The sequence below is a fragment of the Arthrobacter sp. B2I5 genome (genome assembly GCF_030816735.1).
GTDB lineage: Bacteria > Actinomycetota > Actinomycetes > Actinomycetales > Micrococcaceae > Arthrobacter.
Genome location: NZ_JAUSYF010000001.1, coordinates 369,348 through 384,933 on the forward strand (window position 1 = coordinate 369,348; position 15,586 = coordinate 384,933).

Annotated in this window: 16 protein-coding genes; 9 read left to right on the forward strand and 7 right to left on the reverse strand. The window is 66.3% G+C overall.

Annotation, left to right across the window (positions count from 1 at the left end; translation table 11 throughout):
- Nucleotides 1-66 precede the first annotated feature (66 nt).
- Both QFZ60_RS01690 and QFZ60_RS01695 read left to right on the forward strand, forming a co-directional pair.
- Nucleotides 67-984, forward strand: a complete 918-nt coding sequence (locus QFZ60_RS01690) for a patatin-like phospholipase family protein (protein WP_307087579.1) — start codon at nt 67-69, stop codon at nt 982-984.
- Nucleotides 985-1,102: 118 nt separating this feature from the next.
- On the forward strand, nt 1,103-1,246 hold the full coding sequence (locus tag QFZ60_RS01695) for a hypothetical protein (RefSeq protein WP_160141877.1): 144 nt from the start codon (nt 1,103-1,105) through the stop codon (nt 1,244-1,246).
- Between the two features lie 117 nt (nt 1,247-1,363).
- On the opposite strand, the gene QFZ60_RS01700 is transcribed toward QFZ60_RS01695, so the two are convergent.
- The 4 genes from QFZ60_RS01700 to QFZ60_RS01715 all read right to left on the reverse strand — a co-directional run bounded on the left by QFZ60_RS01700 (nt 1,364) and on the right by QFZ60_RS01715 (nt 5,407).
- The gene (locus QFZ60_RS01700; protein WP_307087581.1) at nt 1,364-1,648 is read right to left on the reverse strand and encodes a DUF427 domain-containing protein; all 285 of its coding nucleotides are present in this window, start codon (nt 1,646-1,648) and stop codon (nt 1,364-1,366) included.
- A gap of 88 nt (nt 1,649-1,736) precedes the next feature.
- Nucleotides 1,737-2,096 (reverse strand): VOC family protein, encoded by a 360-nt coding sequence (locus tag QFZ60_RS01705; RefSeq protein ID WP_307087583.1) that lies wholly within the window; start codon nt 2,094-2,096, stop codon nt 1,737-1,739.
- A 90-nt stretch (nt 2,097-2,186) separates the two neighbouring features.
- A complete protein-coding gene (locus QFZ60_RS01710; RefSeq protein WP_307087585.1) occupies nt 2,187-4,067 on the reverse strand; it encodes a pectinesterase family protein in 1,881 nt (626 codons plus the stop codon).
- Entirely contained in the window at nt 4,067-5,407 is a 1,341-nt protein-coding gene (locus QFZ60_RS01715; RefSeq protein WP_307087587.1) for a polysaccharide lyase family 1 protein, read from the reverse strand. The genes QFZ60_RS01710 and QFZ60_RS01715 overlap by 1 nt, the downstream gene beginning before the upstream one ends.
- Before the next feature lie 224 nt (nt 5,408-5,631).
- Here QFZ60_RS01715 and QFZ60_RS01720 point away from each other — a divergent pair, with 224 nt between their 5' ends.
- The 3 genes from QFZ60_RS01720 (at nt 5,632) to QFZ60_RS01730 (ending at nt 6,731) form a co-directional block, all read left to right on the forward strand.
- Entirely contained in the window at nt 5,632-5,952 is a 321-nt protein-coding gene (locus QFZ60_RS01720) for a hypothetical protein (RefSeq protein WP_307087589.1), read from the forward strand.
- A gap of 19 nt (nt 5,953-5,971) precedes the next feature.
- Nucleotides 5,972-6,379, forward strand: coding sequence for an SRPBCC domain-containing protein (locus tag QFZ60_RS01725; protein ID WP_307087591.1), 408 nt, complete (start codon nt 5,972-5,974; stop codon nt 6,377-6,379).
- A gap of 103 nt (nt 6,380-6,482) precedes the next feature.
- A complete protein-coding gene (locus QFZ60_RS01730) occupies nt 6,483-6,731 on the forward strand; it encodes a hypothetical protein (RefSeq protein WP_142029136.1) in 249 nt (82 codons plus the stop codon).
- A 430-nt stretch (nt 6,732-7,161) separates the two neighbouring features.
- Here QFZ60_RS01730 and QFZ60_RS01735 read toward each other — a convergent pair whose 3' ends face one another.
- Nucleotides 7,162-8,922 (reverse strand): DUF5671 domain-containing protein, encoded by a 1,761-nt coding sequence (locus QFZ60_RS01735; protein ID WP_307087592.1) that lies wholly within the window; start codon nt 8,920-8,922, stop codon nt 7,162-7,164.
- Nucleotides 8,919-9,383 carry a hypothetical protein gene (locus tag QFZ60_RS01740; RefSeq protein ID WP_307087593.1) on the reverse strand — a complete coding sequence of 155 codons (465 nt, stop codon included), beginning with the start codon at nt 9,381-9,383 and terminating at the stop codon, nt 8,919-8,921. Before QFZ60_RS01740 ends, QFZ60_RS01735 begins: the two co-directional genes overlap by 4 nt.
- A 265-nt stretch (nt 9,384-9,648) precedes the next feature.
- On the opposite strand from QFZ60_RS01740, the gene QFZ60_RS01745 reads away from it, so the two are divergent.
- The 4 genes from QFZ60_RS01745 to QFZ60_RS01760 all read left to right on the forward strand — a co-directional run bounded on the left by QFZ60_RS01745 (nt 9,649) and on the right by QFZ60_RS01760 (nt 13,910).
- The gene (locus QFZ60_RS01745) at nt 9,649-11,019 is read left to right on the forward strand and encodes an MFS transporter (RefSeq protein WP_307087594.1); all 1,371 of its coding nucleotides are present in this window, start codon (nt 9,649-9,651) and stop codon (nt 11,017-11,019) included.
- 91 nt (nt 11,020-11,110) lie between these two features.
- Nucleotides 11,111-12,367: an aminopeptidase P family protein gene (locus QFZ60_RS01750; RefSeq protein WP_307087596.1), complete on the forward strand. Its 1,257-nt coding sequence runs from the start codon at nt 11,111-11,113 to the stop codon at nt 12,365-12,367.
- Nucleotides 12,368-12,447: 80 nt separating this feature from the next.
- Nucleotides 12,448-13,284 carry an IclR family transcriptional regulator gene (locus tag QFZ60_RS01755; RefSeq protein ID WP_307087598.1) on the forward strand — a complete coding sequence of 279 codons (837 nt, stop codon included), beginning with the start codon at nt 12,448-12,450 and terminating at the stop codon, nt 13,282-13,284.
- A 62-nt stretch (nt 13,285-13,346) separates the two neighbouring features.
- Nucleotides 13,347-13,910 (forward strand): dihydrofolate reductase family protein, encoded by a 564-nt coding sequence (locus QFZ60_RS01760; protein WP_307087600.1) that lies wholly within the window; start codon nt 13,347-13,349, stop codon nt 13,908-13,910.
- Between the two features lie 15 nt (nt 13,911-13,925).
- Here QFZ60_RS01760 and QFZ60_RS01765 read toward each other — a convergent pair whose 3' ends face one another.
- Nucleotides 13,926-15,491 carry a PucR family transcriptional regulator ligand-binding domain-containing protein gene (locus QFZ60_RS01765; protein WP_307087602.1) on the reverse strand — a complete coding sequence of 522 codons (1,566 nt, stop codon included), beginning with the start codon at nt 15,489-15,491 and terminating at the stop codon, nt 13,926-13,928.
- Nucleotides 15,492-15,586: the final 95 nt, after the last annotated feature.

The following is a 15,586-nucleotide window of genomic DNA, read 5'->3' on the forward strand; positions in this document are numbered from 1 at the left end:
CGATCGTGCGGCTGACGTAGCCGCCGCCGGGAGCGCTGAAAACGCTATTCGCGAAAGGCGACTCCCATGAACTCAACACCTTCTTCAACGCCGCACCTCATCCCGACGGAGGCATCCGGACGTGCGCTGGTCCTCGGCGGCGGCGGATCAACCGGCAATGCCTGGCTGATCGGCGTCCTCGCCGGGTTGGCCGAGGCCGGCCTGGACGCGACGGACGCGGACCTGGTCATCGGCACCTCGGCCGGGTCCACCGCCGCGGCGCAGATCGCCGGTGCCGCGCTCCCCGACCTCTATGCCGCGGTCCTTGACACGCCCCGGCACCCGAATGCTTCGTCAGGATCAGTCAGTGGACCCGCTCCTGCCCGGCCGGTGTCCGACCATCTGGAACGGACGGGCAGGATCATTGCCTCATCGAAAGACGCGGGGGACATGCGCCGCCGGATGGGGGCGCTGGCCATGGACCTGGCCTCCGCCTATGACGCGACGGCACGCTGGCGCGAGACGGTGGCCGCACGGCTGCCAGCCCGGGAGTGGCCGCACCACGAACTGCTCATCACGGTCGTCGATGCCCACACCGGCGAGCCGGCAGTGTTCGACAGCAGCAGTGGCGTGGATCTGGTGGACGCCGTCGCCGCCAGCTGTGCCAGCGGGTTCGCCTACGGGATCGGGGACAGGCGCTATATCGACGGCGGCTACCGGCGCAACGAGAACGCGGACCTTGCGTCGGGGTTCGCTCGCGTCCTGGTGCTCTCGCCCTTCGGCGGCAGGACCCGGATGCCGCTGGAGTGGGGCATGCAGCTCGCCGCGCAGGTGGAGGAGCTGCAGGCAGGCGGGAGCAGGGTGGAAACGGTCTTCCCCGACAGCGGTTCCGAGCACATGTTCGGCGCCAACGCGATGGACTTTTCACTGCGCCCGGCAGCCGTACGGGCGGGGCACCGCCAAGGTGAAATGCTTGCGCAGCAGCTCACCGAATTTTGGCGCTGAGGGGATGACGAAAAACCCGGCAATTCAGCAGGGAGATTAGCCGGGATTCCGGTACTTCAGAGGGCTGGCTAAAAAAATAAAAGCGCGTAGCGTTGCGGGTACGCAAGCAAGGAAAGGCGTGATTCCGATGTCCGGAAAATCCCCCAAAAGCAGCGCCGCCAAGAAAGTCGGCAAGTCAATCCTGGAAAAACGCGCTGACAAAAAAGCAAAGCATGAGAGCGGCGAACTCAACGTTGTAAAGCCCCGCAAGAATCGCCGCTGACCAGGCCAGCGGGCGGCCGGAACTCCTAGCCCGGCCACCCGCCGCCGGTAGCAACAGCAAGTGACGCAGAAGGACGACGGCGGGTTCCCACCCGCCGTCGTCCTTCCTGTATGCCTGCTAGTCCTCGATGGTGACGCCGCGCCAGAAGGCGATACGGTCCTCGATGTGCTTGGCCTTGTCCTTGGGATCGGGGTAGTACCAGGCGGCGGCGTCGTTCCGCTGGCCGTCCACTTCCAGCGTGTGGTAGCTGGCCTGGCCCTTCCAGGGGCAGAACGTGTTCTTGTCACTGTCCCGCAGGTAGCCGGCGTTAACGGCGTCCCGCGGGAAGTAGTGGTTGCCCTCTACCACCACTGTGTCCGCGGACTCGGCGATGACTTTTCCGTTCCAGATAGCCCTGACCATGAGGTTCCTTCCGTCGCTGCCGCCGCTTGGAATGCGGCACGTGTCGTACGGGTGCCAACGGCCTGGGCGGCGGGCTTGTTCCCGGCGGCTACTGCGGACTCTTGTCGATCACGCAGAACCGGTTTCCGTCCGGATCCTCCAAAACCACAAAGTCGGGGTCGTCGGGGTACATGTCCCAGTCCACGTGCTTGGCTCCGAGGGATACCAGCCGCTCCACCTCCGCACCCTGGTCATCCGCGTACAGGTCCAGATGGATCCGCGGGTAGGCCTGGACCGGGGTTTCGCTGAGCATGAGGGACAATGACGCGCCCGGGCCCGACGCCGGCACAAGGGTCACCCACGTGTCGTCACCGGGTTCCCGGGGGACGTAGCCGATGGCTTCCTGCCAGAACGTGGTGGCGGCGGCAACGTCGTTGACGCCGAGGACGATGGTTCCAATGGTCAACATCCGCCCAGCCTAACCCCGGGTCCGGCCCGCTGTCCCGCCCCTGGAGAGGGGAAATGCCCGGCTTCATTCCGGAGCCGGGCATCCCCTCGTCTAGGCAGCCACCTCCGCCGGCACCACGCTGCAGTCCGCCCTGGTACCGGCGAGCTGCGGCGCCCACCCGTCCGTTCCCTGCAGGTACGTCCTGACCGTGTACTTGCCCGCCTCAGCCCCGGGCAACTGCGGACGGTCGGGGGTAACCTGCGCGCCGGGGCCGCGGTTGTTGTACTCGTGGAACCGTGCCTCCCGCCAGGAGAAGCCGCTCATGTCCGTCCACGGCGTTCCGGAGATGTGTGCGCCCAGCCAGGAATCCCGCACCAGCACCTGGGCAATGGCTTTCGGGTCACCGCTGGGATGCCACGGCCGGCCGAGATGGACGGTATCCCTCGCGGCATCCGAGATGAGCCGGCACTGGTCAAAGAGGTAGCCGTACGGGATGGACAGGTCCTGGCTGCCCGCGGTCACGTAACCGTTGTTGGTGGCGGAGCCGCGGTCCAGCGACGTGATCTCGCAGCCGCTGAAGACGGCGGTTCCGCGGCCGAAGATGAAGTCCACGTCGCCCTCCACGTAGCAGCCCTCGAAGTAGAACCTGGCCTGGACGCCTGCGCCCGGTGAGTTGACCAGCAGGGTGTCCTGGTTGCCCAGCAGCCTGACGTTGGACAGCACCGAACGGTCCCCGGTGATGTGCAGCGCCACGGCCTGGCGGTCCTTCATCCCCATGTTGGCGGCCTCGTCGAAATCGTTGCTGATGGTCAGGTTCCGCGCCACGAAGTCCGGCCCGTCAATGCGGACGGACGCGCTGCCGGAGGTGCCGAAGTTGCCGTTGCCGTCGGGCTTCGGCGTGCCGGATGCGTTGTTGAACACCAGCAGCACGTCCTCCGGCCGCCCGCCCTGGCCAAGGAAGGAGATCCGCGGCTTGTCCGCCGGAACCCGAACGGCTTCCCGGTAGGTGCCGGGCTGGATCCTGATGACTGTCCGTTGGAGGCTGCCCGCAGGGACGGAATCGACGGCGGACTGAACGGTCGCGAACGTCCGGCCGGGTCCGACGTCGAGCGTAACCGGAAGGTCGATTGGCCGCTCGGCGGGCCAGTACATGTCCAGCAGGGGGTCGGTGACCGCGTCGATGTTCAGGAAGTAGCCCGGCGGCACGATCTCCTTGGACTGCAGTTCGCTGGCCACCAGGCCGGCAACGGCCACCGCACCGGCGGCCTGGAAATGCGTGTTGTCCTCCGAACCCTGCGGATACTGCGGGTGCTCACCGGGAGCCAGGAAGAGGAACTGCGACTTGGTTCCTTCCGGCCCCAGCTGCTGCCACAGCGCCTTGGAGGACGCCGTGAGGTCCACCAGGGGAGTCCCGGACGCGGCGGCGAGCTCCCGGACGGCCTGCGGATACGCCCCGTGGGAGTCCTTGGCATTGCCGAACGAATCAAAGCGGCGGCGTTCCACCGGCGTGACCAGCACAGGCTTGCCTCCACGCGCCCTGGCCCCGTCGATGTACCGGCCCAGGTACTCCTTAAAGGTGGTGTCGGGGAGCGTTCCGCGGGCCGGGTCCGCCACTTTTTCGTCGTTGTGGCCGAAAGAGATCAGCAGGTAGTCACCCGCCTGCATCAGGGCCAGCACCCGGTCCAGCAGCCCGGCGTCGGCGAAGCTCTTGGAGGACGCGCCGGACCATGCATAGTCAAAGACGGTTGCCTGCGGGCCCAGCAGGAGCGGCAGCGCCTGTCCCCAGCCGGCACGGGGGCGTTCGGACTGCTGGTAGGCCGACGACGTCGAGTCCCCCACCACGAAGATGACCGGCTTGGTGCGGGGCTTGGTGGGGTCGGGGCCCGTTTGGGAGAGTGCGTTCGCCATGCCCGTTCCTGAGAATGCCGCGGCCCCGGCGGTGAGTGCCAGTGCCGCCAGGACGCCGCGGCGGCTGGGCAGGATGGCAGCCATCAGAGGTCGCCTCCGGCCGTGAAGACCGGTCCCGTGGAGTCCTTGAGCAGCGCCGGCACGGCTTGGGCCGGGTGGACCTGGGTACGCAGGGTTGGGGTCCAGGACGTATCCTCAGCCAGCTGGTCGGCGGGGGCTGCGGCCGCGTTGTACTCCGCGCGAAGGTCGGTGATCTTGCCGTTGACCGCGTTGGCGATGGTGGTGATGGCCGTTCCCTTGTAGCGGCCGATGATGTCCGCGGCGTCAATGCCGGCCGGAAGTGTGAAGGCGTTTGCCTCTGCGTAGAGATGGGAGCTGAACCCGGCGCCCAGGGTGTATTCGTACGGGATCTTGCTGTCCTCGGTCACCTCGAAGTGGTTGTTGTACACATCCACCTGGCCGAACCGGACGCGTGGCGCGCGCTGGCCCACATTTTGGAAGACGTTGTGGTGGATGGTGACCCGCAGCTTGCCGGGGTCTCCGCGCGTGGGTGAATCGGTGGAACCGATCAGGAGCAGCTTGTCGTGCTCGGAGAACCGGTTGTAGGACATGGTCACCAGGTCCGAGCCGTTGGTGACATCCACTGCGCCGTCATGCACCTGGTAGGGGCGGCCGAAGTACAGCGGCTGGGCGCTGTCCAGGTTGGGGGCGTCCGTGAAAGCCGAGTGGTCAATCCAGACGTGCGTGGCTTTGTTGATGACCTGCAGCAGGTCGTACTCGCTGTTCCAGTTTCCCTCGGTGCCATCAGTCGGATCCCAGGCGGGGAAGCAGTCCGCCGCATCCTTCAGGGTGAGGTTGCGGACGATGACGTTCCCGGCACCATTGATGCGGAGGGCTGCGCCGGTGATGCTGCTGTCCGGGGTGGCGCCAACGATCGTGGTGTTGCTGGGAATATCCCACCGGATGGTCTTCGCCTGCTTGGCGGCTGCCAGGCGCCTGGCGTCCTCCTGTGGACCTGCCGGCTCCTGGTCCCGCCCGTAGGTTTCGGGGTCAAAATCGTGGAGGTACTGCGCAAGGCTGTAGCCCGTTCCTTCGGCATAGCTTTCACAGGTGAGAGGGGAGCCGTCCGCCGCAGTGTTGGCGTTGATGCTGCCGTGGATCCGGATGATCTTGGCCTGGCTTCCGGCGGCGAAGGCGGCCAGCAGTTCTGCCTTGCTGGAGACGTCGTAAACGTTGGCGGCCTCTGCTGCCGACCCGCCGGTGGTTCCCGTCCCTTCGGATGCCCAGCCGTTTCCTGCTGGCAGGACCTGGCGTTCAAGGGGTGTCTGGGTGGTCTGGGCGGTAGGATCGGCCGCCGGGTTTGGGGAAGCCCCTGCCGGTCCGGCAACGAGGAGTGCTCCTGCCACGGCGATGGCTGCAGACATGGATAAGTGCGTACTGCTTTTTCGCATGTTCTCTCTTCCGTCATTGGAATGAACTGCGCCCCGGTCCGGGGCCACTTTGCCGCCGAATACTTGTGAGCGCTGACAAGGACCATACCGAGAAAGCGTTTTCTCGGCAATAGAAGAGGCAGATGTTTCTAAAGTGGCGGAAGTACTGCCGGCCCGAGCTTTCCGGCAGGTAGGCGTCCGCGGCTAAGCTCGCCTGCATGGGGGAGAATGCAACACCTGAAGAACGCCCGGCGTCCAGACGCGGCAAGGTTCCTGCCGCCGTCGTGCCTTTGCTTGGCCTGGTTGCCGTGCTTGTTGGTTTCCTGATCGCCTACCTCAACCGGGATTTCACCGGGTGGGTTGCCTACGCCCCGCTGAGCAACCAGCCGTTCAGCGCCAATGGAGCGGCCTTTGTCACCCAGGGAACCCAGCTCGGCCTTGCCGTTGCCGTCGCGGGCCTGCTGGTCCCCGCTTTCTGGGCCGGCTACAGGTTTGGACGGCGGGCCAGCGGAGTGTCCAACCCGGCGCAACCGCACTAGGCGACGAGGAGAATCCGACATGACCGAGAAGGCCATCCGGCTGGAACGCCGCTTTCCGTACCCCGCCACGGCAGTGTGGGCGGCGCTGACCACCCCGGAACTGCTGGCCCGCTGGTGGGCGCCGGGCGACATCGCACCCGTGGTGGGCCACCGCTTCACCATGAACATGGATGCGTGGGGCCACCAGCAATGCGAGGTCCTCACCATGGATCCGGGAAAATCCATCAGCTTCCTCTTCTCGGAGGGCATGCTTGACACCACCATCACCTGGCGGCTTGAGCCCGCCCACGGCGGGACCATCCTCCACCACGAACACGCCGGATTCCGCTTGGAGACCCCCATGGGCAGGCAGGCCATCGAAGGCATGGGCAACGGCTGGCCGGGCCCGCTGGCCCGGATTGACGGGATTCTCGCGGACGTCTCCTGACAGGCAACGGAAACGGACGACGGCGGGAGGCACCCGCCGTCGTCCGTTTCCGTTGGCTCCTGCCGCCCGTTTACTGCCGGACAGCGAAGGGTAACGATGGAGTATGACTGATTCCGGAGCTGGCGGCGCCAATGACCCCTTTGACGGCAACGACGAGATCGTGGCCGGAACCGAGCACCATGAGACGCCTGAAAGCATCGCCGAGGATGTCCGCCATGACATCCAGCTGGGCCATGTCCAGGACGATGTGACGCACGTCCTCGAGGAGCGCTTCGAGGAAGCGGGTATTGAAGCCCGCCCCGAAGAGGTGGAAGACCTCGCCGAAGAAATCGAGCGGGACGCCTCAAGCTGACACTTGGCTTTTAGCGTCAGGAAGCACATGTTTCCGAACCCGGGCGGGCCTGAAACGGCGGGTAACGACCTGGACCAGTGTGCTGGCCGTGTTGGGCACATGGCTCCACTGAGTCATACCGGTGGTCCAGGTGGCCCGCCCCCGGGCGGCGTGGTCCCGCTTAGGGCCAGTCGGCCCGGATAAAGCGGATGGGACTCGTGAGTGTGAGAAGGCAGTCAGACGTCCACTCGGCAACTTTGCCATGTGAGTCCATGGAATTCGGCGCTGCCACCTGCTGCGTGTCCTGGTTTGCGGCGTCCTGAGGACCTTCGGTGGTGCTTTTCATTTATCCCCCTTGGCAAGCATGTGTGCCACACTAGGCACCCTGCAAAGCCAAAGGAAGAGGATTAATCCACCAGCAGGATAAACTTGGCAAATCTTGAGGATCGGGTTAATCGGTGCCCGAAGCAGCCGGCGTGCGGGCAGCGCTCGCAGCCTTCCAGGGTTCCGTGCCGGCGGGGACCAGCGGGGCCACTTCCAGCCGCGTCCCCGGCCCCGCAATCACCAGGACATGCCGGGCCGTCACGCCCTCCAGTGCCGCTGCCACCTGCCGGATGACCTCGTCAACCCCGCCAGGAAGGTCGGACGACGGCGGAAGTCCGGCGCCGTCGTCGTCCGCCCTGAGCCAGGTGGTCACCTTGGCGCCGCCGGTGGCATCAGTGATGCCGCGCGCCAAAACCTCCGGGTCCACGGCGTCCTGTGCGTAGCCGCTGATCAGCGTGACCTGGTCAATCACCCGCTGGTGCACAGGGGCCGCGGCAGCAAGCAGTGCCCGGTCGTGCCGCCACAGAGCAAAGTGGTAACCCGCCACCAGCCCGGCGGCCACCAGGAGTCCCAGTGGTGCCCGGACGCGGTCCAGGAGGCTTCCACCCGAGACATCGCCCAGCAGGAATTCGAACAGCCGGTAGCCAATGACCAGCAGCGTAATGAGCGCCACCACCGCGCTGACACCAAAAAACGCCACCAGATAGAGCCGCCGGCCGGGGGGAATGTCGTCCGCCGTCCGCGGCTGGTGCCTCGGCTTCCAGGCCAGCCACCATACCGGGCCTCCCATCACCAGCGAACTGATGCCGCCCAGAAGAAGGCTGCGCGTGGCGCCGCCGGCCAGCGGCGAAACCGCTGCGGCGAGCAAGGCATTCACCACTACCCCCACGCCGGAAGCCGCTGCCGCGAGTGCCACAGCCGACGTCACCAGCAGGCTCGCGCGGCGGGTCCGGGTGGACCGGTGGACGGACTCGGTGCGGTGGTACCGCCAGACCACGGCCCCGATGACGGCGGCCGCGATGGCCGGGGCGAGCGGTTCGAGGAGGAGGTTCAGCGGCTCGCTGCGGTCGAACGCCAGCCGCAGGAGCACAAGCAGGATGAGGCCCAGCCCGCCCAAAGCCGTGATGCCGGCGACGAAGATTCCTACGGCGATGATGGTGACGTCCACCAGTGCTGTCTGGAAGCGCCGCCCGCCTTCCCTGAACCAGTGCCACCACCACACCACCGCGCCGCCGGCTGCCCAAATGAGGGACCGCAGGATGGGAAACCACCAGGGTTCCAGAGTGGCAGTGGAGGTGAAGCCGCGGATCGCGACGTCCAGCAGTGAGCTCAGTGCGGCAATAGCGGCGCCTGCGCCCAGCAGCAAGCCGAAGACCCACCCGATGAGCACCCGGATATCTTCGAGATGCCGCGGGGATCTGTGCGGGTGCTTCCACATCCACCGGTGCCACCACCAGATGGCTCCCCACACAAGGCCGTTGGCCAAGGGGGACGGCCACTGGGTTGCCTGGAATTCAAGGAAGGATGCGGCCAGGTTCAGCAGGGATGTGGTGGCAATGATGAGGGAGACTGCATACATCCCCGTGAGGTAAAGGCCCCAGCCGGCTGCTGTCCGCTCCGACTCGTCGTCGAGCCGCCTCCAGACGAACCACCACAGAAGGAGCGCAAGCGGGCCGCCGATCAGCGTGAAGGCCAGGGACAGGGCCAGGCCGGCCACGTCGCCCTGGACGAGGACTGACGCCGTACGGAAAAGGCGCTCCAGCAGTCCGCCGAGGCCTGACGCCGTGATAACAACCAAAGCAAACAGCAGGACATACAGGATCAGCCGGCGGAGGGTTGCCAGGCCGCTGGCCGGTGCGTGGACTGCTGGGGCTGCCGGCGCTGTCATTGCTTGGCCGGAACTACGGAGCAGGCCGTCAGGGGATACGGCGGCTGGTCAATCATCCATTTCCCGTTCACTTTCAGAAGCAGGAAGGCTTCCTCCATTTCATACTCCGACGGGCCGAACGGTCCGCCCTGGGATGACTGGATGATCGAAACCCTCACGGTGGCTGAATCGGTGCGCTCCGTCGTCGAAATCAACACCACGCGGGCCGGGCGGGGTTCACCTGGATACGATCCACGGCAACTGCTCCGGGCACCCGGCGTGAGGAAGGACTGGGCGGTGGGAATGTCGCCGTCGATCACGGCCTTGCTGTACTGCTGGACCACTCCGGCCGGGCTGGACTGATCCAGCGGAGCCGGCTCTCCCCGGGTGAACACCACCGCCAGCGCAACAACTACCAGAACCAGCACCACGCCCACCAGCGCGAGCAGGATCCGGTCCGGTTTACGCGCTGCAACGTCCATGGCGAAAGTATGCGGCACGGTGGGGGTTTGGGCCCGTGTCTTAGGACCCGTTTCCGCAGGGTTCACTTGTTTCAACCACGTTGCAACAAGCGCAACAAACTAAAACGGTGCGTCTCCTCTGCGCAGTCTCCCGGACTGGTATCACCGCCTGTCAGTGGTGAGCTAGAAATCTGCGCCGCACCTATTGACTGTGGTCGGCGTCACGGCCTATCTTGAAACAACCACGTTGCAACAGATGCAACTCCTACTTTCACTGGTGGTTCCATTGAGTAAAGAATCAACCTCACCCCCCACAGGAGTCGTTGCCAATGACGACAATGCTCCTGCCCGGGCAGGGCATGGCGTGGACAATACGGTGCCCAGCAAAGACGTACGACGCCGGGTGGTCACCGCGAGCTTCATCGGCAACTTCGTCGAGTGGTTCGACTACGCCGTGTACGGCTACCTCGCGGCGGTCATCTCCTCGGTCTTCTTCCCCGAAGCGGACCGGCAGACCGCACTGCTGGCAACTTTCGGCGTCTTTGCCATTTCCTTCTTCGTCCGGCCCCTGGGCGGCTTCTTCTGGGGCCATATCGGCGACAAGCTGGGCAGGCGCAAAGCACTGTCACTGTCCATCGTCATCATGTCCGTCTCCACCTTCTGCATCGCCCTCATCCCGGGCTACGCCACCATCGGCATGCTGGCTCCGCTCCTGCTGCTCCTGGTCCGTGTGGTCCAGGGGTTCTCGGCAGCCGGCGAATACGCAGGTGCCTCAGCCTTCCTGGTGGAATACGCGCCGGCCAACCGCCGCGGACTTTACGCCGCGGTGGTGCCGGCCAGCACCGCAGCGGGCCTGCTCCTGGGCTCACTGATCGCGGCGCTCCTCAGCTCGGTGCTCAGCACCGAACAGCTGCACGAGTGGGGCTGGCGGCTGCCGTTCCTCCTGGCGGCGCCCATGGGCCTGATAGGCCGCTACATCCGCACCAAGCTCGAAGACACCCCTGCCTTCCGCGCCCTGGCTGACCAGGAAGAATCAGCACCCAAAGCCCCTGCCCTGGACATGTTCCGGACCTACCGCAAACAGCTGGTCATCGCCTGCGGCGCGGTGCTGCTCAACGCCGTCGGCTTCTACGTCATCCTCAGCTACATGCCCACCTACCTGTCGGAGGAACTGGGCTTCGGGCCCACCGAATCCTTCCTGGCCACCACAATCGCCCTGGCCAGCTACATCGGCTTCATCTTCCTCACCGGCATCGCGTCAGACCGGTTCGGCCGCAAGCGCATGCTGATTACTGCCTCCGTCCTGTTCATGCTCCTGACGGTCCCGGCCTTCATGCTGCTGGACACCGGCAACTTCCTGGTCATCGTCCTGGTCCAGATCCTGCTGGGCGGCATGCTCACCCTGAACGACGGCACCCTGCCCAGCTTCCTTGCCGAACTGTTCCCCACCAAGGTCCGGTACAGCGGCTTCGCCGTCAGCTTCAACCTCTCCAACGCGCTGTTCGGCGGCACCGCGCCCTTCATGGCCACCCTGCTGATCGGCCTGACCCAGAGCAAGCTGGCCCCCGGCTGGTACCTGGTGGCCGCCTCCGCCGTATCCCTGGTGGCCGTGCTGTTCGCCGCCGAAACGTCGCGGAAGCCCCTCAAACACCTCTGAGCAACCAGAGGCCCTTAAACCAACCTCACTACGCAAACCAACACCAACTGCACCAATAGCAGCTGGCATCCATTAGAAAGGCACCACCCCTGTGACTATCACTGCCGATAACGCCTCGTCCATCGCCGAACTCGAGCGCCTCAAGGTCCTCCACATTGGCTCCAAGGGCAAGCTCACGTTCTCCGACGCAGAGTTCGAGCGCCGCCTGGGCGGGCTCCGCCGGATCATGGCCGCCAAGGACCTGGACGCCGTCATCCTCACCAGCTACCACGGCATCAAGTACTACTCCGACTTCCTGTACACCACGTTCGGCCGCAACTACGCCCTGGTGGTCACCGCGGACGATTCAGTCACCGTCACTGCGAACATCGACGCCGGCATGCCGTGGCGCACCTCCTACGGCGAGAACATCGTCTACACCGACTGGCGCCGCGACAACTTCTTCTTCGGCCTGCAGGAGGCTCTGCGCCAGCGCGGCGTCAAGGCCTCCCGGCTGGGCGTCGAGGACGACTTCCTCCCGGGCCTGACCCGCGAGAAGATCGCCGCAGCCTTCCCGGGGGCAGAACTTCTGGATGTCTCGCAGGACGCCATGCGCCAGCGCATGATCAAGTCCGCCGAGGAAATCGAGGTCATCAAGCACGGCGCCCGCATCGGCGACCTGGGCGGCGAAGCCATCCGCAACGCCATCCGCGAGGGCATCACCGAGTACGAGGTGGCGCTGATCGGCACCGAGGCCATGGTGCACGAGATCGCCCGCACGTTCCCGCACCGCGAGGTCCGCGACACCTGGGTGTGGTTCCAGTCCGGCATCAACACCGACGGCGCCCACAACTGGGCCACCACCCGGAAGCTGCAGCAGGGCGACATCCTCTCGCTCAACTGCTTCCCCATGACCTCCGGCTACTACACCGCCCTGGAACGCACGCTCTTCCTGGGCCAGCCGGACGAGCGGTCCCTGGAACTGTGGAACATCAACGTGGAGGTGCACAAGCGCGGCCTGGAACTCATCAAGCCCGGCGCCGTCTGCAAGGACATCGCCGCCGAGCTCAACGAGATCTACATCAGCCATGGCCTGCTGGCCAACCGCACCTTCGGCTACGGCCACTCCTTCGGCGTCCTCAGCCACTACTACGGCCGCGAAGCCGGCCTGGAACTGCGTGAGGACATCGACACCGTGCTGGAACCGGGCATGGTGGTGTCCATGGAGCCCATGATCACCGTGGCGGACGGCCTGCCCGGCGCAGGCGGCTACCGCGAACACGACATCCTGGTCATCGGCGAGGACAACACGGTCGAGAACATCACCAAGTTCCCGTTCGGCCCGGAACACAACATCATCCAGGGCTAACCATCAGCACCGGGAAGCGGCGCCACGGTCACGTGGCGCCGCTTCCGCCGTCCCCGCCAAATACCCGCGCATGAGGAAAGATGGTGTCCACCATGACTCCTGCAACAACCTCCCACAGCAACGGCAGCGGCACCGGCACCAACGGCGGGACGGACGCCAAAGGCGCCTCCGTCGTCGTCAATGCCATCGCCGTCCTGCGCACCTTCACGGCCGACGAACCGCTGCTGGGCGTCACTGAAATCGCCAACCGCGTGGGCATGCACAAGAGCAGCGTCTCCCGGATCCTGGCCACCTTCGAGCAGGAAAACCTGGTGGAACGTGACCCGGAAACCAAGCGGTTCCGGCTGGGACTCGGGCTTATCGCCGTCGCCGGACCGCTGCTGGCCGAGATGGAGGAACGGCGCGTGGCGTACCCGGTCCTGCGGCAATTGACCGAGCAGACCGGGGAGACCAGTGCGCTCATGCTGTGGAATGGGGACGAGGCCATCTGCGTGGAGCAGATCGCCAGCCACCACCAGATCAAGCACACCACGCCCCTTGGCGCGCGCTACCGGGACGCGATGAGCGCTTCCGTGCAGGTGTTTCTCTCCACCCTGCCGGCGGAGCGGGTGCGGGAGCTGCTGCGCAGCGGAACCATCACCTTCCCGGGAATGGACGACGCCGGACTGGCGGCCTATGAGGCAAGGCTCCAGGATGTGGCGCAACGGGGATGGGCGGGAAACTACGGCGAATCGTCAATGGACGAGGTGGGCGTGGCCGCCCCCGTCCGGGACCACCGCGGCGACGTGGTGGGTGCCGTCCTGATCCCGGCACCGCGCTTCCGGGTATCGAAGGAACAGTTCGGGAGCCTGGGCGAGGCCTGTGTGGCCGCCGCCGCCAAGGTCACCACCCGCCTGGGCGGCCGCCCGGCAACCTGACCCGATGATCCCGTGCCGTGCTGCTCTGTACAACGACTGCCGGCTCAGGGAAGACTGACGCCATGCGCAAACTGGCCTTCGCCATGAACGTGAGCCTGGACGGCTACATTGCCGCGCCCGGCGACGACCTCGGGTGGAGCGTACCGAGCGACGAGCTGTTCCAGTGGTGGTCCGACCGAGTGGGGGCGACGGGCCTGGCGTTGTACGGGCGCAAATTGTGGGAGACGATGAGCTCCGATTGGCCCACGGCCGACCAGCAGCCTGGCGTCACACCGGCGCACGTCGAGTTCGCCCACCGCTGGCGGGACATGCCGAAGGTGGTGTTCTCGTCCACCACCCGCACAGTCGACTGGAACACCCGGCTGGTCACCGGCGACGCGGTCGCTGAAATCACCAGGCTCAAAGCGGAAGAAGGCGGCCCCATGGACATCGGCGGTGCCACCCTCGCCGCGGCAGCCATGAGGGCCGGGCTGATCGACGAGTACGTGACCGTCACCCATCCGGTCCTGGTGGGCAGCGGCACGCCATTCTTCGCGGCCCTGGATCACTGGGTGAAGCTGAGCCTGGTGGAGACCCGGACGTTTCCCGACGGCGTGGTCCTGACCAGGTACCAGACCAGGCGCTGAGCGCCCTGCCGCCAGTTACGGCAGCCCGGCCATCCGCGCCGCCAGGTGCAGCGCCGCCAGCCGGCCCGTTCCGCGCGGGTCGCCGCCGCACAGCTCGAAGATCCGCTGCAGCCTGTGATGCATCGACTGCCGCTCCAGGTGCAGTTCCCGCGCGGACTGCGCCGTGTTGCAGCCTGAGTCCAACCAGACCTGCAGGGTCTCCAGCAGCTGGGACTGCCGCTGCGCATCATGCTCCAACACTGCGCGCAGGTGCCGGTTGACGAACGCCTCGCGCGCCGAGCCGTCGAGGCAGGTCAGGGAGAGGCTCTCCACGGCGGCGTCGTCGGCGTCCACCACCACCAGGCCGCGGGCCGGAAACCGCCTGCGCGTCGAGGCGTTCCGGCGCCGGATCTGGCGCACCTCCAAGGTTCGGCGGGCTTCGGCCAGGGACCACGCAGCGTCAGCCACCCCGCCGGCTACCGGACCGACGGCGATCACCGCATCATGGTCCCCTTCCAGCCCGCGGAGCGCTTCCAGGAGCTGCCGCCGTTCGCCGGCAGTGTCCGTGCAGGGCAGGCCGATCATGACCACCAGTTCGGCGTCGTCCAGGTACGCAGCGCACGGGATGCGCTGCGAGCTCAGGAAGGTTTCGACGGCGCCGCGCAGCTCCTGCGGTGATGCCGCGTGGATAGCCGCCACCACGGCGGGGGAGTCAATGGGGAAGCCGGCGGCCGGCGCGAGCTGCTCCAGCCGCCACTCGGGGGCAGAGTGGAGCACGGCCCGCATCAGTTCGGCGCCGGCCAGGGCATGCAGCCCGGGAGGGGTATGCTGCAGCAGTGCCAGGCCCAGGATGTCCACGGCGCGTTCCCCTGCCACCTGCGCCAGGGCCAGGTCCGCAGCATCCGGCACCCGCACCTCCAGCCGGCCCATGAGGACCCCGCGCACAGGGATGTCCACGCTGACCACTGTTTCGCCGGCCACCCCGGAAAACGCGTCCTGCCGGCCTGCCCGCGCGTCGCCGTCGTCCTCCCAATCCTCCGGGGCCGCGCTGCCCATGGTGACTCCCCACGGGGAGGTGAGCGTCACGGCGGAACCGGTGATACCTGCCAGCACGCCCAGGATCTTGTCGAGCGAGGCACCGTGGGCCAGTTCGGCAGCCATGGCGCGCGTGGCGGCGTCGGCCTGCTGCAGGTGCCCCACGGACTCGCTGACCAGCATGGAATTGATGGCCTGCATGACGCCCACAAACGGCACCACCTTGCGCAGCTCCACCACCGGAAGGCCGAATTCCTCGGCCTTGGCAAGCATGTCCGCCGGGATTTCCGGCAGGGCGCCGCCGGTCTCGATGGCGAGCGCTGCAATGCCGCGCTGGGCCAGTTCGCGCACGTAGTCTTCACGTTTGGCCGGCGTGGCAGTGGCCAGGGTAATCCCGCCGCAGAGCAGCAGTTCGCCGCCGCGGAGCAGGGGAGCGATGTCCAGCACCTCGCTGGAGTGGACCCAGCGGACCGGCTGCGCATCGGCCGCCGCACCCCGCGGATGGACCAGGGGGTTGGCGGCGGCAAGGGCGGGGTGGGCGAGTATTTCGCCAAGAAACACTGACACGACGTTCCGTAACGTAGTAGGAGAATCTGTTCGACACATCGTATCTTGTTCCTTGTGATGGGGGCCACATAGCCTTTTGGTACTTATCCACCTCA